The sequence below is a fragment of the Sulfurovum zhangzhouensis genome, assembly GCF_030347965.1.
GTDB lineage: Bacteria > Campylobacterota > Campylobacteria > Campylobacterales > Sulfurovaceae > Sulfurovum > Sulfurovum zhangzhouensis.
Map to the genome: position 1 here is coordinate 165,715 of NZ_JAQIBD010000002.1, position 20,936 is coordinate 186,650.

At 41.7% G+C, this 20,936-nt stretch carries 30 protein-coding genes; 18 read left to right on the forward strand and 12 right to left on the reverse strand.

The features are described 5' to 3' along the window. Positions 1 to 25 precede the first annotated feature (25 nt). On the reverse strand, positions 26 to 394 hold the full coding sequence (locus PGH07_RS05975) for a c-type cytochrome (RefSeq protein WP_289413427.1): 369 nt from the start codon (positions 392 to 394) through the stop codon (positions 26 to 28). 66 nt (positions 395 to 460) lie between these two features. Here PGH07_RS05975 and folD point away from each other — a divergent pair, with 66 nt between their 5' ends. From folD to PGH07_RS06030, 11 genes are all read left to right on the forward strand, one after another. Beyond that, the gene (gene folD / locus PGH07_RS05980; RefSeq protein WP_289413428.1) at positions 461 to 1,306 is read left to right on the forward strand and encodes a bifunctional methylenetetrahydrofolate dehydrogenase/methenyltetrahydrofolate cyclohydrolase FolD; all 846 of its coding nucleotides are present in this window, start codon (positions 461 to 463) and stop codon (positions 1,304 to 1,306) included. Then, positions 1,307 to 2,254 (forward strand): signal peptidase I, encoded by a 948-nt coding sequence (lepB, locus tag PGH07_RS05985; protein ID WP_289413430.1) that lies wholly within the window; start codon positions 1,307 to 1,309, stop codon positions 2,252 to 2,254. A 25-nt stretch (positions 2,255 to 2,279) separates the two neighbouring features. Beyond that, the gene (rpiB, locus tag PGH07_RS05990; RefSeq protein ID WP_289413432.1) at positions 2,280 to 2,738 is read left to right on the forward strand and encodes a ribose 5-phosphate isomerase B; all 459 of its coding nucleotides are present in this window, start codon (positions 2,280 to 2,282) and stop codon (positions 2,736 to 2,738) included. A 154-nt stretch (positions 2,739 to 2,892) separates the two neighbouring features. Next, the gene (locus PGH07_RS05995) at positions 2,893 to 3,435 is read left to right on the forward strand and encodes an adenine phosphoribosyltransferase (RefSeq protein ID WP_289413434.1); all 543 of its coding nucleotides are present in this window, start codon (positions 2,893 to 2,895) and stop codon (positions 3,433 to 3,435) included. A gap of 111 nt (positions 3,436 to 3,546) precedes the next feature. Continuing rightward, on the forward strand, positions 3,547 to 4,752 hold the full coding sequence (trpB, locus tag PGH07_RS06000) for a tryptophan synthase subunit beta (protein ID WP_434481304.1): 1,206 nt from the start codon (positions 3,547 to 3,549) through the stop codon (positions 4,750 to 4,752). A gap of 8 nt (positions 4,753 to 4,760) precedes the next feature. Further along, complete coding sequence (locus PGH07_RS06005; RefSeq protein WP_289413439.1) at positions 4,761 to 6,218, forward strand: leucyl aminopeptidase; 1,458 nt, start codon at positions 4,761 to 4,763, stop codon at positions 6,216 to 6,218. Positions 6,219 to 6,221: 3 nt separating this feature from the next. Then, on the forward strand, positions 6,222 to 6,659 hold the full coding sequence (locus PGH07_RS06010; RefSeq protein WP_289413440.1) for a bacteriohemerythrin: 438 nt from the start codon (positions 6,222 to 6,224) through the stop codon (positions 6,657 to 6,659). Between the two features lie 69 nt (positions 6,660 to 6,728). Further along, positions 6,729 to 7,799: a response regulator gene (locus tag PGH07_RS06015; RefSeq protein ID WP_289413442.1), complete on the forward strand. Its 1,071-nt coding sequence runs from the start codon at positions 6,729 to 6,731 to the stop codon at positions 7,797 to 7,799. A 122-nt stretch (positions 7,800 to 7,921) separates the two neighbouring features. Further along, the gene (gene ychF, locus PGH07_RS06020; protein WP_289413445.1) at positions 7,922 to 9,025 is read left to right on the forward strand and encodes a redox-regulated ATPase YchF; all 1,104 of its coding nucleotides are present in this window, start codon (positions 7,922 to 7,924) and stop codon (positions 9,023 to 9,025) included. A 31-nt stretch (positions 9,026 to 9,056) separates the two neighbouring features. Beyond that, positions 9,057 to 9,518 carry a DUF302 domain-containing protein gene (locus PGH07_RS06025; RefSeq protein WP_289413447.1) on the forward strand — a complete coding sequence of 154 codons (462 nt, stop codon included), beginning with the start codon at positions 9,057 to 9,059 and terminating at the stop codon, positions 9,516 to 9,518. Between the two features lie 4 nt (positions 9,519 to 9,522). Beyond that, the gene (locus PGH07_RS06030; protein WP_289413450.1) at positions 9,523 to 10,005 is read left to right on the forward strand and encodes a YehS family protein; all 483 of its coding nucleotides are present in this window, start codon (positions 9,523 to 9,525) and stop codon (positions 10,003 to 10,005) included. 134 nt (positions 10,006 to 10,139) lie between these two features. On the opposite strand, the gene budA is transcribed toward PGH07_RS06030, so the two are convergent. Continuing rightward, positions 10,140 to 10,862, reverse strand: coding sequence for an acetolactate decarboxylase (gene budA / locus PGH07_RS06035; RefSeq protein WP_289413452.1), 723 nt, complete (start codon positions 10,860 to 10,862; stop codon positions 10,140 to 10,142). A 305-nt stretch (positions 10,863 to 11,167) separates the two neighbouring features. Between budA and PGH07_RS06040 the strand changes: the two genes are divergently transcribed. From PGH07_RS06040 to PGH07_RS06050, 3 genes are read left to right on the forward strand one after another with little or no spacing between them, the layout of a single operon-like run. Then, positions 11,168 to 12,031: a metal ABC transporter solute-binding protein, Zn/Mn family gene (locus tag PGH07_RS06040; RefSeq protein ID WP_289413454.1), complete on the forward strand. Its 864-nt coding sequence runs from the start codon at positions 11,168 to 11,170 to the stop codon at positions 12,029 to 12,031. Positions 12,032 to 12,034: 3 nt separating this feature from the next. Then, the gene (locus PGH07_RS06045) at positions 12,035 to 12,820 is read left to right on the forward strand and encodes a metal ABC transporter ATP-binding protein (protein ID WP_289413456.1); all 786 of its coding nucleotides are present in this window, start codon (positions 12,035 to 12,037) and stop codon (positions 12,818 to 12,820) included. Then, on the forward strand, positions 12,817 to 13,623 hold the full coding sequence (locus PGH07_RS06050) for a metal ABC transporter permease (RefSeq protein ID WP_289413458.1): 807 nt from the start codon (positions 12,817 to 12,819) through the stop codon (positions 13,621 to 13,623). The genes PGH07_RS06045 and PGH07_RS06050 overlap by 4 nt, the downstream gene beginning before the upstream one ends. A gap of 79 nt (positions 13,624 to 13,702) precedes the next feature. Here the strand turns inward: PGH07_RS06050 and PGH07_RS06055 are convergent, their stop codons facing one another. Beyond that, positions 13,703 to 14,968, reverse strand: coding sequence for a DNA polymerase Y family protein (locus PGH07_RS06055; RefSeq protein WP_289413460.1), 1,266 nt, complete (start codon positions 14,966 to 14,968; stop codon positions 13,703 to 13,705). A 75-nt stretch (positions 14,969 to 15,043) separates the two neighbouring features. Here PGH07_RS06055 and PGH07_RS06060 point away from each other — a divergent pair, with 75 nt between their 5' ends. Genes PGH07_RS06060 through PGH07_RS06075 form a run of 4 tightly spaced genes read left to right on the forward strand, consistent with a single transcriptional unit; the run spans position 15,044 to position 16,736 of the window. Next, on the forward strand, positions 15,044 to 15,262 hold the full coding sequence (locus PGH07_RS06060; protein WP_289413461.1) for an ArsR family transcriptional regulator: 219 nt from the start codon (positions 15,044 to 15,046) through the stop codon (positions 15,260 to 15,262). Beyond that, positions 15,255 to 15,656 carry a hypothetical protein gene (locus PGH07_RS06065; protein ID WP_289413462.1) on the forward strand — a complete coding sequence of 134 codons (402 nt, stop codon included), beginning with the start codon at positions 15,255 to 15,257 and terminating at the stop codon, positions 15,654 to 15,656. Before PGH07_RS06060 ends, PGH07_RS06065 begins: the two co-directional genes overlap by 8 nt. Next, entirely contained in the window at positions 15,656 to 16,276 is a 621-nt protein-coding gene (locus tag PGH07_RS06070; RefSeq protein WP_289413464.1) for an acyl carrier protein phosphodiesterase, read from the forward strand. Before PGH07_RS06065 ends, PGH07_RS06070 begins: the two co-directional genes overlap by 1 nt. Then, a complete protein-coding gene (locus PGH07_RS06075; protein WP_289413466.1) occupies positions 16,269 to 16,736 on the forward strand; it encodes a Mut7-C RNAse domain-containing protein in 468 nt (155 codons plus the stop codon). Before PGH07_RS06070 ends, PGH07_RS06075 begins: the two co-directional genes overlap by 8 nt. A 1-nt stretch (position 16,737) precedes the next feature. On the opposite strand, the gene PGH07_RS06080 is transcribed toward PGH07_RS06075, so the two are convergent. From PGH07_RS06080 to PGH07_RS06120, 9 genes are all read right to left on the reverse strand, one after another. Then, a complete protein-coding gene (locus PGH07_RS06080) occupies positions 16,738 to 16,977 on the reverse strand; it encodes a (2Fe-2S)-binding protein (RefSeq protein WP_289413467.1) in 240 nt (79 codons plus the stop codon). Between the two features lie 117 nt (positions 16,978 to 17,094). Then, positions 17,095 to 17,616 carry an ArsI/CadI family heavy metal resistance metalloenzyme gene (locus PGH07_RS06085; RefSeq protein WP_289413468.1) on the reverse strand — a complete coding sequence of 174 codons (522 nt, stop codon included), beginning with the start codon at positions 17,614 to 17,616 and terminating at the stop codon, positions 17,095 to 17,097. A gap of 14 nt (positions 17,617 to 17,630) precedes the next feature. Then, positions 17,631 to 18,014, reverse strand: a complete 384-nt coding sequence (locus tag PGH07_RS06090) for a thioredoxin family protein (RefSeq protein WP_289413469.1) — start codon at positions 18,012 to 18,014, stop codon at positions 17,631 to 17,633. An 8-nt stretch (positions 18,015 to 18,022) separates the two neighbouring features. Next, positions 18,023 to 18,724, reverse strand: coding sequence for a cytochrome c biogenesis CcdA family protein (locus PGH07_RS06095; RefSeq protein WP_289413470.1), 702 nt, complete (start codon positions 18,722 to 18,724; stop codon positions 18,023 to 18,025). A 2-nt stretch (positions 18,725 to 18,726) separates the two neighbouring features. Beyond that, positions 18,727 to 18,960: a thioredoxin family protein gene (locus PGH07_RS06100; RefSeq protein ID WP_229938153.1), complete on the reverse strand. Its 234-nt coding sequence runs from the start codon at positions 18,958 to 18,960 to the stop codon at positions 18,727 to 18,729. Then, positions 18,957 to 19,202, reverse strand: a complete 246-nt coding sequence (locus PGH07_RS06105) for a hypothetical protein (protein ID WP_289413471.1) — start codon at positions 19,200 to 19,202, stop codon at positions 18,957 to 18,959. The genes PGH07_RS06100 and PGH07_RS06105 overlap by 4 nt, the downstream gene beginning before the upstream one ends. 12 nt (positions 19,203 to 19,214) lie before the next feature. Continuing rightward, positions 19,215 to 20,159 (reverse strand): permease, encoded by a 945-nt coding sequence (locus tag PGH07_RS06110; protein WP_289413472.1) that lies wholly within the window; start codon positions 20,157 to 20,159, stop codon positions 19,215 to 19,217. Next, entirely contained in the window at positions 20,160 to 20,564 is a 405-nt protein-coding gene (locus PGH07_RS06115; RefSeq protein ID WP_289413473.1) for an arsenate reductase ArsC, read from the reverse strand. Beyond that, positions 20,561 to 20,884, reverse strand: coding sequence for an ArsR/SmtB family transcription factor (locus PGH07_RS06120; RefSeq protein ID WP_289413474.1), 324 nt, complete (start codon positions 20,882 to 20,884; stop codon positions 20,561 to 20,563). Before PGH07_RS06120 ends, PGH07_RS06115 begins: the two co-directional genes overlap by 4 nt. Positions 20,885 to 20,936 lie beyond the last annotated feature (52 nt).

The following is a 20,936-nucleotide window of genomic DNA, read 5'->3' on the forward strand; positions in this document are numbered from 1 at the left end:
TTGAAGACTATTATAACAAAAGAGATCACTTTCTCTTAGCATTCATTCTTTTATACTTCTCTTGTAAAAAATCATGGATCGTTTTGATCTCTTCATCTGTAAGGTAGTAACGCGGCATGATGTCATGGTAGTCATTAAGTGCCTGGATCATCTTTTCGAGTGTAATTTGGCGAATATCCGGACCTATGATCTGCTGTTTACTGTGAATGTCACGAAATTCAGCGATCACTTTCCCTTCCCCTGATTCTCCATGACACTCTACACAGCTTACACCCCGTGGATAGCTGTAGAGCATTTGTCCATACTCATAATGTGAAATGAAATCATCATCAGCATTTACGAATGAAGTACTGAACAATGATATCATAAGTAACAAGATAAGACGTTTCAACATCGTAGCAGCTTAACTCCCCTAAACTATTTTTGATATAATACCCAAAAATGAATTAGGATAGTTTCAATGCAACTGATCGATGGTAAAGCCTTAGCCAACAAAATACAAACAACAATTACCGGTGAAGTCACTAAACTAAAGCAGGAAAAGAATATTGTTCCAGGATTAGCAGTCGTAATCGTAGGCGATGATCCTGCAAGCCATGCTTATGTTAACATGAAAGCAAAAGCGTGTGAGAAGGTAGGTTTCTACTCTATCGTGCATAAAATGCCTGATACAATCTCTCAAGAAGAGATCATCGAAATTATCAATATGATGAACAAAAATCCTCACATTCATGGTATCCTCGTTCAGCTTCCGCTCCCTAAACATATTGATACAGACCGTATCCTTGAAGTCATTGATCCGAAAAAAGACGTGGATGGTTTCCATGCATACAATGTAGGCCGTATGGTCACAGGTCTGGATAGTTTTGTCCCATGTACGCCACTTGGTGTTATGAAAATGTTCGAAGCTTACAATATCGATCTACAGGGGAAAGATATCTGTGTGGTAGGTGCAAGTAATATCGTAGGAAAGCCTATGGCTTCCTTACTACTCAATGCCAATGCGACAGTAACGATCACCCATATCTATACTAAAGACCTTAAAGCGCATACAAGTAGAGCAGATATCGTGGTAGTAGGTGTAGGTGTACCGGGATTGATCAAAGAGGATATGGTCAAAGAAGGAGCGATCGTGATCGATATCGGTACAAACCGTATCGCAGACGGTTCACTCGTTGGTGATGTTGATTTTGAAAATGTCAGCAAAAAATGTAGTTATATCACTCCTGTACCGGGCGGTGTAGGTCCTATGACGATTACAATGCTTTTAGAAAACACGCTCAAAGCAGCACAACAAGGTATTTAAGTGAAAAAAGTTCTCTCTTCAGCATACCGATTCTCCAGTTCATGGACCGGGACGATCATCATCGTACTGTTCTTGATCTTCTTTGTTGCACAATCCTTTGTGATCCCTAGCGGTTCGATGAAACGTACACAGCTTATCGGGGATTTCCTTTTTGCAAAAAAATTCAGTTACGGTATCCCTACCCCTCACCTTCCATGGCTTGAAGTACCGGTACTTCCTGACTTTAATGGGAATGGACACCTTATTGAAGGACCTCGTCCACAACGTGAAGATATCGTTATCTTCCGTAAACCTCAGACACCAAAAGTACACTTTGTAAAGCGTTGTGTGGCTGTAGGCGGTGATGAACTGCTTTATATGGATAAAAGACTGCTGATCCATTTTCATGACCTCACCACTGAAGCACAGATCAAAGAAAAGTATCCAGAAGCAAAAATACTTAGCATCAGAGGAAGACTTTGGGCAGAGAATCCTTATATGAGTAAATATCCGGGTATCCAGTATGCCCCTGAAAACTTTACGTCCTTTGAATACCTAGCTATGCTTTACAATAACCACAAATCACTTGATATGTACCCTGTATACCTTGAAGAGCTGGGAGAAAACGCATTCTATAAAAAGGTTGAAGAGGATCATTTCTATATGATAGGAGACAACCGTGATAACTCCAATGACAGTCGTATGTGGGGATCTGTAGCTTACAAATATATTGTCGGCAAACCTTGGCTGATCTATATGAGTCTTGAGTTTAGATCTTATGATGAAGTACTACATGGTGACACGTACGGCAATGGAAAAGACAATGCTAGACTTAGCCGTGTGTGTGGGGATCATGCGCTAGAGTCAGATGAGTGTAAAACACTCTGGAACAACCAGCGTTATACTGTGAGATGGGGACGTGTCGGAAGGCTTATTGATACGATCCAATACGAAGAACCTATTGAGTAATAACTTAGCACAACAAAGGAAAACCATGTCAAAAAAATTCTATATCGCTACTGACCATGCCGGCTTTGCCATTAAAGATTTTGTCAAAGATGTCGTTAAAAATTTTGGATGCGAGATCATCGATCTTGGTCCTGATTCTGATGATAGAGTAGACTATCCGGACTTTGCAAGAAAGTGTGCTCACAAAGTGATAGAAGATGAAGGAAGCTTCGGTATCCTTATCTGTGGTACAGGTATCGGTATCTCGATTGCAGCGAACAAAGTACCTGGTATACGTGCGGCACTCTGTCATGATACCTATACAGCTAAACTGACACGTATGCATAATGACGCCAATATCCTCTGTTTTGGAGAACGTGTTGTGGGTAAAGGTGTGATCGAAGATATGATCGAAGCCTTCATCAATACAGAGTTCGAAGGCGGAAGACATGCAGATCGTGTAGAGAAGATCGAAGGATGTTCATTCGGTGCTGACCTCGGATAATCTTTAATTCACACATCGTGTGACCTGTTGTGGCGAACGACCTTGTAAGCGGAGCGATTCGAGAGCCACAACGATTTTTTGCTTCGTTTTTTCTAAAAAAATGAAGAGAAAAACAAAGCCTCATATCTAACATCATAGAAACAAGGAGTCCTTAATGTCATTAACATCCGAAGAAAAATCAATTATATTAAACAGCATTAGAGATATTCCCGATTTCCCAAAACCGGGTATTCTTTTCAAAGACATCACTACCCTACTGGGGAATCCACAGGCCTTTGATACGCTAATGAACCATCTTGAAAAACGTTATGAAGGTTATGAACTTGACTACGTTGCAGGTATCGATGCAAGAGGGTTTATCTTCGGTTCAATTCTTGCAGACAGACTGGGAATCGGTTTTGTCCCGGTACGTAAACAGGGGAAACTTCCTTATACTACTGTAGCAGAGAAGTACTCTTTGGAGTATGGTTTCGATGAAGTCGAGATACATATCGATGCATTCGGAGAAGAGAAAGGCGCCAAAGTACTCCTTATCGATGACCTCATAGCAACAGGCGGTACGGCAAAAGCGGCAGCGAATCTCATAGACAAAGTCGGTGCACACTGTGTTGAAGCCTGCTTCATTATGGAACTTGCTTTCCTCAATGGACGTGAAGGATTCAATAGTGAAGTATATTCCGTACTTCAAATAGATTGATTTCGAATTCTCATCAGGGTAAGCTAAATTGTTTACCCCTCCCTAAACTCTCATTAGATATAATCACCTAACTAAATCACAAGAGTAACAAGAATGAAAAACTATTCAGATATCTATATTCCTAAACCAAGTCCGTATGATCCTGATGAACTTGGGCACTTTGGTAAGTTTGGGGGAAGATTTGTACCCGAAACACTTATGCCGGCACTTGAACAGCTTAGACTTGACTATGAAGCAGTACGATTTGACAAATCCTTTTGGGAAGAGGTAGATTATTACTACAAAAACTACGTAGGTCGCCCCTCTTCACTCTACTTTGCAGCCAATCTCTCTGAAGAGCTTGGGGCGAAAGTCTATCTCAAACGTGAAGATCTCAACCATACCGGTGCACATAAGATCAACCACTGTATCGCACAAGCGGTCCTTGCCAAAAGACTTGGAAAGAAAAAGATCATTGCAGAAACCGGTGCAGGTCAACACGGTGTTGCTACTGCAACCGTAGCAGCGCTTTTTGGTCTTGAGTGTGAGGTTTTCATGGGAGCCAAAGATGTAGCGCGTCAAGAACTGAATGTTTTTAGAATGAAACTCCTTGGGGCTAAAGTACATGCTGTACAGTCAGGAAGCCGTACTCTTAAAGATGCAATGAATGATGCGATCCGCCACTGGGTGACACATGCTCGTGATACTTACTACCTCATTGGAACAGTTGCAGGACCTCACCCCTACCCAATGATGGTGCGTGATATCCAATCCGTGATCGGATGGGAAGCAAGAGCACAGATCCAAACTGCAGAAGGCATACTGCCTGATAAAGTGATCGCATGTATCGGTGGGGGCTCCAATGCATTAGGTATTTTCAACCACTTTCTGGAAGATGAAAGTGTAGAGTGTATCGGTATCGAAGCAGGCGGCGAAGGGCTTGATTGCAAACATGGATGTTCACTTGAAAAAGGATTTCCCGGTGTTCTTCACGGACAACTAAGCTATCTTCTTCAGGATGAAGACGGTCAGATCCAGGAAGCCCATTCTATCTCGGCAGGTCTGGACTATCCAGGTATTGGACCAGAACATGCATATCTCAAAGATGCAGGTGTGGTAAAATATGACCACATCACTGATGATGAAGCAATGGATGCTTTTGTATGGCTCTCACGCGCAGAAGGTATCATCCCTGCATTTGAGAGTTCCCATGCGGTTGCATATCTTAAAAAACTGAATCCTGAAGAGATCAAAGGCAAAACGATCCTTGTCAACCTCTCAGGACGCGGGGACAAAGATATGATACAAGCACAAGAGATTTTAAAAGATAAAATATAGGATAGTACATGTATTTCAATATCACAACAGACAAGATTAAAGATATCAGTGCTGATTTAGAACTCATTATCGTTGCTGAGAAGAATCAGGAACATGACTTTATCGCTGACCCTAAACTACTTAAAAAAGCAGGATTTAAAGGCGGTCAGGATGAACTATGTCTTCTTATTGAAAAAGGCAGGCTCTATGTAGGTGTCGAGACACTTACAGCAGAATGTATCAGACCGGCTGTAGCTACAGCATTACGTTCGCTTATCGGGAACAAAAGCTACAAGTCTCTCAAAGTTGCTACTTATTTGAGTGATGCATCAACAGCATCTTTAGAAGCAATGGTTGAAGGGATTGTACTTGGAAGCTACAGTTTCAACAGATACAAAAGCGATAAACAAAAAATATCTATCAAAAATGTAGAGATCTCACTAGAAAGTTATAATGAGTATCAGCTTGATGCTGAGAACGCTATCAAAGCCGTACACCAGGCAGAGATCCTTGCCAATGCGACCAACTTCACCAGAGATATCGTCAACACTACACCTGATGACTGTTATCCTGCTGTAATGGCTGATATCGCTATTGCTCTTGCTAAAGACAATGAGATGGATATCAATATCCTCAAGACAAAAGAGATGAGAAAAGAGAAGATGGAGACACTTCTTGCTGTAGCTAGAGCAAGTCGTCATAGACCGCGTGTTATCCACCTCTCTCACAAACCCAAAAATCCTAAAGCAGTCATTACCGTTGTAGGGAAAGGGTTGACTTATGATTCAGGTGGTCTTAGCCTTAAACCTGCAGACTATATGGTTACGATGAAGTCAGACAAAAGCGGTGGATCAGCTGTGCTTGGTATCATGAAAGCGGTATCTGAACTCAATCTCAATGTAGAAGTACACGGCTTTGTAGGCGCAGTGGAAAATATGATCGGTGGAGATGCGTATAAACCGGATGACGTGCTTACTGCGAAAAACGGTAAAACAATTGAAGTACGTAATACCGATGCTGAGGGTAGACTGGTTCTAGCGGATACGCTTTGTTATGCACAACAAGAGGTGAAAGCAGACTACATTTTTGACTTTGCTACACTCACCGGTGCTTGTGTGGTAGGTGTAGGTAACTATACTTCAGGAGTTATGGGAAATGCAGACCTTCCAAAAGATATGATCATTGAGGCTGCTAAAAACTCCGGTGAATTGGCTACCAAACTTGACTTCAACCGCTACCTGAAAAAGACACTCAAATCAGAGATTGCCGATATCTGTAACATCTCTAATACAAGATACGGCGGTGCTATCACTGCAGGTCAGTTCCTTTCAGAATTCATCGATGAAAACCACAAGGAAAAGTGGGCACACATCGATATCGCTGGTCCTGCCTTTGTTGAACAAGCATGGGGAGAAAACCCTCATGGTGCAAGCGGTGCGGGTGTTCGTATGATGATAAAATTGCTTGAGAAACTGGCAAAAGCGTAGCATATGCTTCTAGACACAGATGCACTTCCTTCTGTAGATATGTCGTTTATGAACGAAGTACACAAGGAAGAAGTGCATATCATCAACCATCTTTTTACGGCACTTTTAGCCTATGAGAATGCACCTTCACTAGATAATGCACTAGTAATAGATGCATTGTTTGAAAAATGGTATAAGCATACAGTCTCGCACTTTGAAGGGGAAGAAGTAAAGATGAGAGAAAGCGGTTTTCCTCCTTATGCAATGCATAAAGGAGAACATGACAGAGTACTTGGAGAAATACGTGATCTGTTGGAAAAATGGAAAGAAAGCAGAGAACCAAAGCCTCTTAAGATCTACATGATCGAAGTTCTACCTAGCTGGCTTTTGAATCATATACAGACTATGGATACGGTTACAGCCAGGTTTCTCAAGACAGGCATAAGTCCGTGTAATATATAATAAGCACAAATAAAGTATGACCAAATACTATAATGACTATGATTTATAAAAATTCGGGAAGGGGATTTGATGCATCCATCAAATACATCATCTTTACTTGATCTCGTTATTGTTGTTTCTATTTTATTGCTTTTTTTAGCAATATATCTCTATGTCTCCTCAAAGAACAAGAGGAACTATACTCAAACAGAAACACCATTATCCACATCAGCACAGATGAAAACCTATGTAGATAAAACAAACATTACCCCTTCTGCATATAATGAGATATCCGTTAAATATCCTCTATCTACTCTACCAACAACTGAAAAAACTCTTCCTTACACTACCAATAAGCCATTTGAGGAAACACCGAATATCACCGTGGATGACTTCTATAATTTTAAAGGTGCGAGACTCCTACTTGTTGAAGATAATAAGATCAATCAAAAGATCTTTCAGAGTGTACTGCAAAAATCCGGGATCCTGATTACAATAGCCAACAATGGACAGGAAGCACTAAACTACCTCTATACTCCGGATAGAGAATTTGATCTTGTGTTAATGGATATAAGTATGCCTGAAATGGATGGCTATACCTGTACTGAAAAGATCCGGGCAAATCACCACTTTGATAAACTGCCGATCATCACTTTAACAGCATTTGCAATGGGCAAAGAGATAGAACGTATGTATGCACTCGGTGCAAATGGCTATATAACAAAACCTTTACACATTGGACAGCTTTATACCGTATTTACAACCTATTTGGGCCATATACAAAGACCGGTTTCTACACTTTCAGCACTTAAAATGAAAGGATTGGATATTGAGGCAGGTATCGCAATGTATGAAGGGGATGAAGAACTTTATAAACAGATGCTCAGAGAGTTTATCGTTTTATATGGAAGTCTTATCAAACAGATGCCAAAATGGATTGAAGAAAAAGATTATGATAAAGTCAAACTCAATATTGTCAAGATCGGTTCGAAGCTCCATTCTCTAGGGGCATATGAACTGGAAGAAGCCGTCGCAAGAATGAAAAAGTTTTTTATTTACGGTACCGAACATCGTATTGAAGAGTTCAAGGATGTATTTCCGGAAAAACTTAACAGACTTATCATTGCGATGAGACTCTATCTTCAAGGTGAGATTCTTTAAAGAGTAATCCTGAATCATAGATATATGCTCTTGTGTTGCATTGTTATTGACAACTTAACCCCCTCTTCACCAATTTTTAGCTAAAATCACATCCATTAAATCATAGTATCATAAGGAATATCATGGGACTAGGCATAGGACTTGTAGGATTACCGAATGTCGGGAAATCCACCACTTTTAACGCACTGACAAAAGCACAAAATGCTGAGAGTGCGAACTACCCTTTCTGTACAATCGAACCAAATAAGGCGGTTGTTCCAGTACCAGACAAAAGACTTGATGAACTTGCAAAGATCGTTAACCCGGAGCGTCTCCAACACTCTACACTCGACTTTGTAGACATTGCAGGACTTGTAAAAGGGGCAAGCAAAGGTGAAGGGCTTGGAAACAAATTCCTCTCAAATATCCGTGAAACTGAAGTGATCCTCGAGATCGTAAGATGTTTTGAGGATGAAAATATCACACATACAGAAGGGAGTATCGATCCTATCAGAGATATCGAGATCATTGAGCAGGAGCTTCTACTTGCAGATATGGATTCATTACAAAAGCGTATCGATAGCCTTAAGAAAAAAGCAAAAGGTAATGACAGGGATGCTAAAGCCCAACTTGAGATCGCAGAAGAGCTCATGGAGTTTATTGCAGATGGTAACCCTGTATCAAGCTTTGAAAAAATAGATGAGGATAGTTTTAAAGCAATGAACAAAGATCTCAGACTCCTTACAAGCAAAGAGATCATGTATGGTGCGAATGTGGACGAAGACGGACTTGCAGAAGACAACGAGTATGTTAAAGCTGTCAAAGAGTATGCTGCAGAACGCAATAGAGAGGTCATCAAACTCTGTGCAAAAGTAGAAGAAGAAATGGTAGATTTCGATGAGGAAGAAAAAGCTGAAATGCTTGGATCTTTGGGTGTTGAGGAATCAGGACTTGATCAGATCATCCGTAAAGGATTTGATAAACTTGGGCTCATGAGCTACTTCACAGCAGGTGTTAAAGAAGTACGTGCGTGGACGATACGCAAAGGTACGACTGCTCCAAAAGCAGCAGCAGTCATCCACAACGACTTCGAAAAAGGTTTTATCCGTGCAGAAGTTATCAGTTATGAAGACTATATCGCGTGTGGCGGAGAACAAAAAGCAAAAGAAGCCGGTAAAAACAGACTGGAAGGGAAAGAGTACATCGTTCAAGACGGCGATGTAATGCACTTCAGATTCAATGTTTGATGCAAACTGAGTAAATTAGCAAAGGAATGAGATGAAAAAATTGGTTTTGACAGCTTTAGTACTATTCGGTCTGGTAGGATGCGGCAGTAACAAGGGTGCTTTTATCGAGGAGGTACCTAGCCAAAATGATGCACCTACTGCTATCGCCAAACTAAAGAAGATTCTCAAAGACAGAGGACTCACTCACTTTGCAACTATTGATCACTCCGAAAATGCCAAGAGTGTTAACATGGCACTCAAACAAAACACAGTAGTAATGTTTGGAAATCCTCTTACAGGTACTGTACTGATGCAGTGTAATCCTTCTATGGGTATGGACCTTCCTTTGAAACTGCTTTTTACCACAAGCTATGAAGGACAGACGACCATCTCATACACCAATCCGGAATACTGGTCTTTGAAACATAACATCAGAGATAAAAACTGCTTGAAGCTCATTAATGAACTAGCAAGCGGTATGCGTGACCTAGCGCAAGAAGTAGCCAAAAAGTAGTCTCATGATATTAACAACTAATGACATCCTCTATAGGATTAAAAAAGCACTCCATTTAAGTAATGAAGAAATGATCAAAGCTTATGCTTTGGAGGAGTATGAAATGACTCCTGAACATCTAGAAAGCTTACTCAAACGCCGTCAGGACAAAGGGTTTGAACAATGCAGCTATGAAGAGTTAGGTGTCTTTTTGGATGGGCTTGTCACACTCAAGCGTGGCCCTGCTCCTAAAAAGAAAGATGAAGATGAAGCTGTGGAACTCACCAACAATCTCATCCTCAAAAAACTCCGTGTAGCTTTAAACCTCAAAGAGCACGAACTTCAGATGCTCTTTGCCCTGGTTGATGTGGAATTGAGCAAACAGCAGCTCTCAGCTCTTTTCCGTAAGGAAGACCATAAAAATTTCAAACCCTGCTCTGATGAACTTCTAGATACTTTTTTAGAAGGCTTGGATGAGTTTTACTTCGAAGGGGGAGAAGAGTACTGAGACACTGCTCTTCTCAAAGTTTTACTCTCTTGTCTTGCAAGCTGGCGCTTTGGGACGAGGAAAACCCACGAGCAACTTTTTGATCGCTCATTTTAAACGTTAAGTGCGCAAGGTAATCGCTCCGATCATACAGCTTATTTTTCCGCTTTTTCCAGTGCGGCCGTTTTGTCCTGAGAAAAGTCTCGGGTTAGGTAGTCTCGGGTCATCGGCAGTGAAAGTTCGAGAGCATGGATAACCTGGACCTCTACGGTTACCGCTACAGGGCAGCATGAGAGCAAGTGGCCGCCGCGGCGACGGTCATTTGTGAGAAAGTGCAGGTGCACGCCCGGCACGTTGAGCGAGGCCATGAACGCAGGGGTAAAAAATCCGACTAGGCACCCCTCTATATTCTTAAAGTCGAAGGTATGCTGTTCGTGCGCCGCTTCGTCGAGCGGACGGTAGTTGTGCTGTTTGGGGACGGAGCGTGCCCGGACGTGGCTGAAACTGCCCGTAACGCGGATGGCATAGAAGAGATTGGGTGAATAGAACAGGCTTTCGAGGCGTTTCTGGAAAGTCTCGTAATCCATCGCTTCGTCGAAAGTCGTCGAAAAGGTCGGTTCAAAAAAGGTGACGACCGCGAAAGGAGTGTGCATCTCCTCACTCACCTCATGTGCCTCACCGTCAACAGTGATCTGGTAGATCTTGCCACCGAGCATCACCATCTCACCATCGAGGTCGTCAAAGGTTCCCAGGCCAAAGTCGCCGTGGCGTTTGACCTCGGTAAAAGGAATGTTCTCTTCGTACAGTCCCTCCACTAAGGCATTGACTGGTGCGCAGAGATAAAGCGGGCGAGTTGAGACGGTTCGCTTGGCAGGCATTGTAATTCCTTTTTCAAATGCTGTTGTCAGTTCCTCATTATACCACAGTAGTGTTATCCGAACAAAAATATTCAACTATCGACTATTCCCTTATCCCCATCGTTCCCGATGAGGATACATACCCCAAATCAAAGCAAGATATCATAGACAAATGGGGAAAAGCCACTATAAATTTTCTCTATATAACAAGCTAAGTGATACCCTCTCTCGTCCCCAAGCTCTAGCTTGCAGTTAAGGAAAAAATTTATCAAAAATCATTATCACTATTATCTACCACTGCAAGACATTTCGCTATAATACCACCTATGAAAAAACTACTTCTATTTATACTGGTAAGCACTTACCTGTCTGCAAATATCAAAACTGTTGTAAGTATCCTGCCTGAAAAAACTTTTGTTGAAGCTATTGGTGGAGAAAAGGTGGACATTGCTCTTATGGTAATGCCTGGTAACTCCCCTCATACCTATGAACCCAAACCTTCTCAAATGAAAGAGATCACCAAAGCCGATATTTACTTTAAGATCGGTGTAGAATTTGAACATGTATGGCTGGAGAAATTCAGCAATCTAAATGCCGGTATGAAGATCGTAGATCTTTCAGAAAGTATTGAGAAGCTTCCAATGCTAGCTCATGATCACCATGATGAGCATGACATGCATGAAGATGATGAGCATGAAGACCATGATAGCCTTGATCCGCATATCTGGACGGATCCAAAAAATGTATTGATTATCGCAAATAACATTTATAACGCACTCAGTAAAGAAGACCCTGAAAATGCATCTTACTACAAGAAAAACCTTGAGGTGTTCACTACACATGTAAAACAAACAGATGAGTCGATCAAAAAGATACTTATCAATACTCCTGAACATGCTGCATTCATGGTCTTTCACCCTGCATGGGGGTATTTTGCTAAAGCCTATGGTTTAGAAGAACTTCCAGTAGAGGTTGAAGGTAAGGCACCAAAACCTCAAGAGCTTATGCATCTTATAGAGGAAGCAAAACAAAATAAAGTCAAAGCGATCTTTACTCAACCAGAGTTCTCTGATGCGACAGCCAAACTGATCTCAGAAGAACTGGGTATCAAAGTGATCAAGGTTTCTCCACTTGCACCAGACTGGTCACAAAATCTGATCAACTTAGCTAACGCTATTGCAGGAAAGTAAACCATGGGTGTGATCGATGTCTCAAATGTAAGCTTTTCCTACGACAGAGAAATAGTACTTGAGGATATCAATCTTAGTATAGACAAAGAGGATTTTCTAGCGATCATAGGACCAAATGGCGGAGGTAAATCTACCCTGCTTAAAGTCATCCTTGGTATCTATAAACCTAAAAAAGGATCGGTCAAAGTTCTGGGTAAAGAGCCATGCAAAAACCTCTCTCATATCGGTTATGTCCCGCAAAATACCAATGTCAATACCGATTTTCCTATCAAAGTCCTGGAAGTGGTCATGATGGGTCATATCGGAGGGAAACGCCCATTGTTCGGGTATGGTCAAGATGAGATCGCCTGCGCGATGGGAGCTTTGGCACAAGTAGGTATGCAAGCATATGCAGACAAAAAGATCGGTTCACTCTCCGGAGGGCAGAGACAGCGTGTTATGATCGCCAGAGCACTCTGTGCACACCCTTCTATCCTTATCCTTGATGAGCCAACTGCCAGTATCGATGTAGCAGGACAAAGAGATATCTATGAACTGCTTAGAGTACTCTCTAAGAGTGTGACGATCATCGTCGTCAGTCATGATATCTCAGTGATCCTGGAGTATGCCAACAAGGTAGCCCATATCAACAAAAGACTCTCGTTCCACGATATCTCCAACAAAGAAGAAACCTTCCATACCCATGGAAAAAGCGGACATTTTTGTGAGGTGGAACTTCTGCAAATGCTGGGTTCAAAAAGCAATTGTAATGTGTGTGAACCTGTAGAAAAGTGGAGGACAGAGCCATGATCGAAGCACTCTCTTACGGATTTATCCAGCATGCACTGATCGCAGGACTGCTTGTGAGCCTGGCTTCCGGTATTATCGGTTCGCTTATCGTTGTGAACCGTATGGTATTTCTGGCAGGCGGTATCGCACATGCTTCTTATGGCGGTATCGGGCTTGCAGTATTTTTAGGACTTCCTATCTTTTTAGGTGCATCACTCTTTGCTATTGCTGCAGCACTTCTTGTCTCTGTTTTAACACTCAAGAAGCGTGAGCGCATCGATACCTTTATCGGACTGATCTGGGCAGTTGGGATGGCCATAGGGGTCATCTTCATCGATCTCACTCCGGGATACAATGTGGATATGATGAGCTATCTATTCGGCTCTATCTTGGCTGTAAGCAGTGATGATCTTTACTTTATGGGTGCATTACTTGGGGTGATCATTGTCGTAATGAGCTTTTGGTATCGTGATATACTGGCTGTCTCTTATGACAGCGAATACGCAGCTCTACGCGGGGTCAATGTACGTCTTTTCTATACACTGATCCTTATCCTCTCAGCACTCACCGTGGTGATCGCTATCAAGGTCGTAGGACTTATACTGGTCATTGCCATGCTGACCATCCCTGTCTATATCGCTGAAAAGCTCTCAAACTCACTGGCAAAGATGATGCTCTACTCTGGACTTATCGCTACGCTTTTCACCTCTATAGGACTAGCGGTATCCTATGCCTATAACCTCACTTCAGGTGCATCCATCATCATCGTATCAGCACTGGGTCTTGGTGCATTTTTACTTCTGAATAAGGTAAAGAGAGTTTAATGACCTACTTTCGAATTTAACTATTACTCTTGTTTTTTTCTTCGTTCCCACGTTGAACGTAAGAATACATACCCTCCCCTTACAACTCTCCCCCGCTTTTGATAATATCTATACCGAACTTCTCCCGCAGCTTTTGCATCGACTCCGTAAGCTTAGAAGCCTTCTGATCTTCACTGTAGTGGAGCATATCCATTGTCACTCCTCTGCCCTCTGCAAAGTGTGAGAGTGTGAGGTTGAGTTGTATGATGGCATGTGAGGGATGGATGTCGATCTTGTCAAAGAGTTCCAGCATCACCTCCTTACAGTACTGTTCACTAAATAGCCTGTTGGAGTTGGTGAATCCCTTGGATTTGCTACCATATTCATACCTGATCTTCAGTGCATAGGTGGTAGGTACGTGACCTCCTTTATGGACAAGAAAGGCAAGGTGTCTACATAGGATCGTAACACGCCTTCGGATCTCATCACGGTGGTACTGGGGATCAAATGTCCTGCCTATGCCGATAGACTTTTTGGCATGAGAGATGGCGATCCCCTCTTCGTCTATGCCGCATACACGGTCATAAAGCTGTTTCCCCGACTTTCCCCATGAGTAGAAAAGTGCCTGTCTTCCTTTGATCTCCCCAAGCGTACGTATCCCGCGTTCAGATAGACGATCCTGATATCCTCTGCCGATACCCGGGAATTTTGCGATGGGGATATCTTTGATAAACTCATCCACTTCATTAGGATAGATCACCTTGATACCATGCGGTTTTGCAAACCCTGTGGCCAGCTTTGCGATCCACTTGCTTCTTGAAGCACCGATGGAGATCGGCAGTTTCAATTCCCTGTAGATCTTATCTTTCAGCATCCGTGCAAATCCTTCGATCTCTTCATCACTCACCCATCCGCTCACATCACCGAAAAACTCATCGATACTGAACTGTTCTATGGACGGGATCTCACGCTCCAGCATCACTCTTAGCTGGTGTGAGAGCGTATGGTAGAGCGGATAGTCAGGCGGGATTACTTTCAGGTGCGGACAGTGCCTGAGCGCCTCAGCCACACTCATCGCGGTTTTGACCCCGTAAGCACGTGCTTCATAAGAAGCAGTGGTGATGATACCACGGACTTTCCCGTCAGGATCTACAAAGTACTCCTCAAAGCTTTTCCCCGCATTACTGCTGAGTATGGAACTGGTAAAAGCACCGTCTATGGCACTGAGATACCTACGCTCTTTTTTGCGCTCAAAGATACTCAGATTGCTTCTTCCGCCTACAGCAATAGGTATGCCATGTAACTGAGGTGCATCGATACGGTGTGCGGCTGCAAAAAAGCAGTCCAGATCCAGGTGTAACATCATTTCGTAAGTCTACCCAACTCTGTACACAAAGCCTCAAAATCTTTCAAAATGTGATATTTTCGATATACTTCTTTTATGGAAATTTTTTTACAAACCATCGGTGCATTGCACGATGAAACCAGGATCAAACTCTTACGCTTTATAGAACAGCATAGATCTGTCTGTATCTATGAACTTGAACAGGTATTTGAGATGATACAGTCATACATCTCTCCTCACTTCAAGATACTGAAAGAGATCAGTTATATGGAGATAGACCATTCTAAATATTGCAAGGCATGTACAAATGATTAAAACATCTATATCAGTCATTATCGTATTTTCTATCATTGCAGCTGCTATCTTTTTCTTTCTCGTTGATGGAGTGGCAGAAGGGTTGTGTGGTAACAAGATCTATAAAGAGTACCTCTCACCGAACAATTCACTCAAAGCTGTTATATTTCAAAGAGAGTGTGGACCAAGTAATGGTGCAACAACACAGATTTCGGTCATAGAGACAAATCAAAGTTTGGAAAACAAAGCCGGGAATATCTTCGTGATCAAAGGCGAACCTAATATCACAGCACCTGCAATAGAGTGGAACAGTGATGAAGAGATCACTATCCATCACATGCCTGATGGGACAGAGGTAAAAGCCAAAACCCAGATGATGTTAAAAACCCCTCTCAAAATTACATACAAAGAATAATGAACTGGCTTGCACACGTATTACTCTCTGAAGACAAAGTTGACTTCCAGCTGGGCAACTATCTTGCCGATCCTCTCAAAGGAAGAGCCTGGGAGAGTGCCAGTGATGACCTGCAAAGAGGTATCACGGTCCATAAACTGATAGACAGCTATACAGACACCCACAAGATCGTCTCTCTCAGTAAATCAAGACTGAGAGCGCAAGGACTGCTAAGAGGAGTGGTCATCGACCTGACCTATGACTACCTGCTCTCAAAGCACTGGGAGAAGTTTACAACGATCCCCAAAGAGCGATTTCTGAGTGAATTTTATGAAAATGCCGAGAAACGCGCTCCAAGTTTTCCCGAACAGCCCCAACTTCTGGTCAACAATCTTATCAAACAGGACAGACTCAACAAGTACAACTCTCTTGAAGAGCTGCATAAAGCTTTAATGCGGATCGATACAAGATTATCCCCAAGACTTCTAGCCAGAGAGAGCGCCAGCAGTTACATTGATGATATTGTACGTATGCAAAGCAGACTCGAGCAGGATTTTCTAGACTTTTTCCCTGAGCTGTGCATCTATCTGAAAGTGCATATGGATGATCGTTATATCAAGCACTGGAGAGTATATGAGTGAACATCATACCCCTCCGAAATTTATCGCTGATTGTCATTTGGGGAGAGTAGCAAAATATCTACGGATATTGGGGTATGATACCTTATACTTTACCCATATCGAAGATAATGACCTTATAGAGATGGCCAATGATGAGGGACGTATCATTCTTACCAGGGACCGTGAGCTCTCAGGGCGTAAACATGCAAATGCATTTTTGCTGAGAGCGACGGATACACAGATACAGCTCAAAACCATACTGGAACACTTTGGGCTCTCAAAAGAGATCAAAGGCATATCACGCTGCCTTGTTTGCAACACACCACTGGAGACAGTCGATAAGGAAGAGGTTATCGACCAGCTTCCTGAAGGCGTCAAAAAACATTTTGAATTTTTTGAGCGCTGCCCCGGTTGCGGCCGTATATACTGGCACGGAGACCACTACTACAATATGCTCTCCTTCTTAAAAGAGATAGAGTAAATCAACTCCCTTGTGCATAAGCAGCGATGATCTCATCAAGGTGTACTTCACGGTCTTCGTCTTCATCTATATCACATGACTCACATAACCCGCATAGAGTCCCTGCTTCTGTACGATCTTTCAAAGCTTCCATCGTTGTAGCACCACTCTTGATCGCTTCTATGATCTCTCCAAGTGTCGTACCCATACAGTAACACACTTCATAATCATCACCCAGTTTTTCTATCTCTACTTTGGTCATAGCATCTCCTTTAATTACAATACTATATCCAGAATGTAACGAAAAGCGTACCAATAGTCAAGTTAAGTAAAACTATGTACAAATCGAAATATTGGAATAATTAGCTACAACGTGTCCTTAACAGCATCCTGTCGAGCATGTATCATCTTTAGGAAAGGTCGGTTCACAGCAGCCAACCCCACCAGTAAATGAGTCACCACCAAAGACTTCGATCTGATCCATCGTATGATAGTTTTCCCAGATCACATCCTGCGGGTCCTGCACCCAATATTTTTTTGACTTTGCATAGCAGCAGGCAGCTTCGTCTTGTTTTTCTCCAGTGATACCAGCGTTAACCAGCCTCTTTTCAATCGCATTGACGGCTTCTTCGCTGTCTACTTGAAGCCCAAGATGGTTGAGCCCGCTTTTGCTTTTACCCTTTGAAATAGCAAAATTGACAGCAGGGTCATCTACCAACCATTGTATATAATCTTCTTTGACTTTTGTCGGCTCCATCCCGAATAAGGCAGTGTAGAATACCCTATTTTGTTCAAGATCATCAACTGATATATGAATATGAAGTCGTTTCATGTTATTGCTCTTTGATTGATTTGATGAACAACATGTACCGGTATCTGTTTTTTGAGCTGTAAAAATCATTTGTGTATTCCTTTTTATTTAAACTGATAATTAATAAATAACTTTTCCAGTTCATCATCACTTAACAATCCAATATGCCGATAAACTTCTTTGCCATTTTTATCATAAATAATTTGGGTCGGGATCATCATGATCTTTAGCTCCGAAGCCGCATCACGCTCTTTTTTGACATTGATAAAATAGATATTGTACTCAGGGTGTTTTTGTGTAGTTTCATAAAGCATACGACTCATCACTTTACAGCTATGACAGCTGTCCGAACCTACTTCCAAAAAAGTCGGTTTTCCTTTGCCGATATTATGTTGGACCTGCGTGTATACACTCTCTTGCAGCATATTATCTTCGCCAAATGCAACCGATGCAAAGAACATTAAAAAAACTGTTATGATAAATCTCATCTATTCTCCTAAAACTGTAAATAGGCTTCCCATGCAAAATAGAACCCCAGGCCTATAAGCATAAGAGCAAAACCTTTATTGATAGAGTTTGACACTTTTGCGACGACTTTGTTTGAAGTGACACTTTGTGCAAAACCGACCGATATACCTGCGATCAAAAGAAGCATTGAATGCCCTATTGCAAATGTCAATATAAGTCCATATGCATAAACATATCCACTGTTAGCAGCAACGGTGATCATCCCAACAAGAGGTGCAGAAGCACATGGCGTGCTGACCAAGCCAAATATAATTCCTATCAAAAACCCGCCAAAGAGGCGATATTTGATAAGATGCATCATGATTAATGACTTATTTACTTCACCAAGTACACCCCAGGCATACAGACCGATAAGTATGCTCAAAATTGAAGCAAGCAGGTATGCCCACATCGGAGCCACAGAAAAAAATCCGCCAAACTTTGCGACAATGAGGCCTAGTATAGAAAAGCTGATCATCACACCGATAGCAAAAAGAGATGCAAATGCATAGGTATAAAATACTTTTTTTCTACCTTCTAGATCTTTGTTCAGTGCCACAGCACTTCCTACCAGTAAGGGGACAGAAACTAACGAACAAGGTGCAACTGCTGTGATGCTGCCTGCTCCAAATGCACCTGCAAATGCCAAAAGTGAATTTGATTCAAGCAAGGCAAGTATACTCTCTTGCATTTTTACCCGTTAATCAGTGCTAAAACTTCATCTACACTTAATAGTTTCCCTGTGCTTACAACTTTACCGTCTATGACAAGCCCAGGTGTACTTACTACTTGGTACTCCATGATCTTCATAATGTCATCCACTTTTTCTATCTGTGCGAATTTACCGCTTTTAGCAACAGCTTCTTTGACAACTTTTTCCAACGCAACACACTTGGCACACCCGGTACCCAGTACTTCGATTTTCATAGCAAACACTCCTTCATCATCGGTTCTAACTCTTCTGCACTCACTTTACCTGTAATCGTGATACTGGTGCCATTCTCTTCAGCTGCTACTTCTATTTTCTCAATTTTTTGCATCATTTGAGGATCACATGCACAACTGCATTGCCCTTCCTGACATTCTTGTACTTTTGCATTAATTTCTTCAGCCTTCAAGCCACCTAAAAATGCTTTTACGCCATTTTGTGTATTGTTTACTTTAAACATAAGTGTTCTCCTTTATAAAATTGTATTAAATATATACCCGATCGCAATAATACCACTTCCTACAATGGCAAAAAATATGCCGATAAGTTTTAACGAAATGATCTTTTTGAGTATCAGTGCTTCTGGTAAACTCAGTGCCGTTACCGCCATCATAAAACTGAGTGCTGTTCCTAAAAGCATCCCCTTACTTGTAAGTACTTCTACCAGAGGCATCACACCTGCAGCGTTAGAGTACATAGGGATTCCCATGATCACAGCTATGATCACGGCAAGAGGATTTCCCTCACCGGTATAGCGTGCGATAAAATCAGTCGGGATATATCCATGTATCCATGCTCCTACACCTACACCAAGCAATACATACAGATAAATCTTTTTGAAAATATCAAATGTGTTGTTCCATGCTTCTTTTGCTCTGTCTTTTAATGTCAGTTTTACTAGTTCAGCTTTCAGTTCAGAACTTGTTGGTTTAACATCCAGCAATATCTCTTTTTCCACGCCCATTTTTCCAATAAAATAACCGCCGATGACAGCTACCATGAGTCCGAAACCGATATAAATTGCTGTAATTTTCCAGCCAAAAAGTCCAAAAAGCATCGCGATGGCAATCTCATTATTCATTGGGGCAGAGATAAGATAACTAAAGGTTACTCCTATCGGGATCCTTGCCTGAATAAAACCTAGAAAAAGAGGGATCGCAGAGCAAGAGCAAAACGGTGTGACAATTCCAAACAATGAAGCTCCCACATGACCATACAATGCAGATTTACCTTGAAGATGGGCTCTAACATACTCTGTATTGACCCATGTTCTTAAAAAAGAAACTGCAAAGATAATAGTGAGTAGCAAAAACCATATCTTTATAGTGTCATAGATAAAAAAGTGTGCAGCATCAGCCAACTTTCCTTCTATACCTACAAAGCTATAGATAAACTCTTTTGAGAGTTCGTACCACATTTAACAAAGCTCCTCTTTAACAATTGGTAGGAGTTCTTTTTCAATCAGATTCAATGTTTTTTCATACTCTTCTACCGCTTTACCACTTGGATCTTCAAAACCTACATGTATTGTTTTCACTGCTTTAGGAAACATAGGACAGGTTTCATGGGCATGATCACATACCGTTACAACCAGATCAAAAGGCGTATCCAATACCGTTTCAATGACTTTTGAGTGGTATTCATCTTTCCAATACCCTTTTGATTCCAGTAATGCTTGAGCATTTGGATTGACTTTCCCGCTTGCTTTGACACCTGAACTTTGAGCTTCAACACAATCACCAAGCTTGGCATTGATCAGGGCCTCTGCCATAATTGAACGACAACTGTTCCCCGTACATAAGATCAACACATTTTTTTTCATATTTTACATCCTTGAGTCTGTGATATTTTGTTTAAATCCGGAAGCTTGATATCCAGATGACCTATTTCTTGCAATGCTTCACTACGAAAGCGGTCCAATGGTTTTCTAATGGAGTAATAGGCCCATGTCCCTTTACGTTCAACCCGTAGAAAGCCGGCATCTTTTAGAATTTTCAGATGACGTGACAGACGGGATTGAATCATATTAAACGATGACTGCATATCACATACACAAGTTTCACCATATTCATCAAGAAATCTAAGTATCAATACTCTCGTTTCATCATTAAGTGCAGCAATACTTTTTAAGAAAATGTCCATAGTACTCCTTTTAGAATTGTTGAATTGTAGCAAAAGAAAATCAATAAATCAA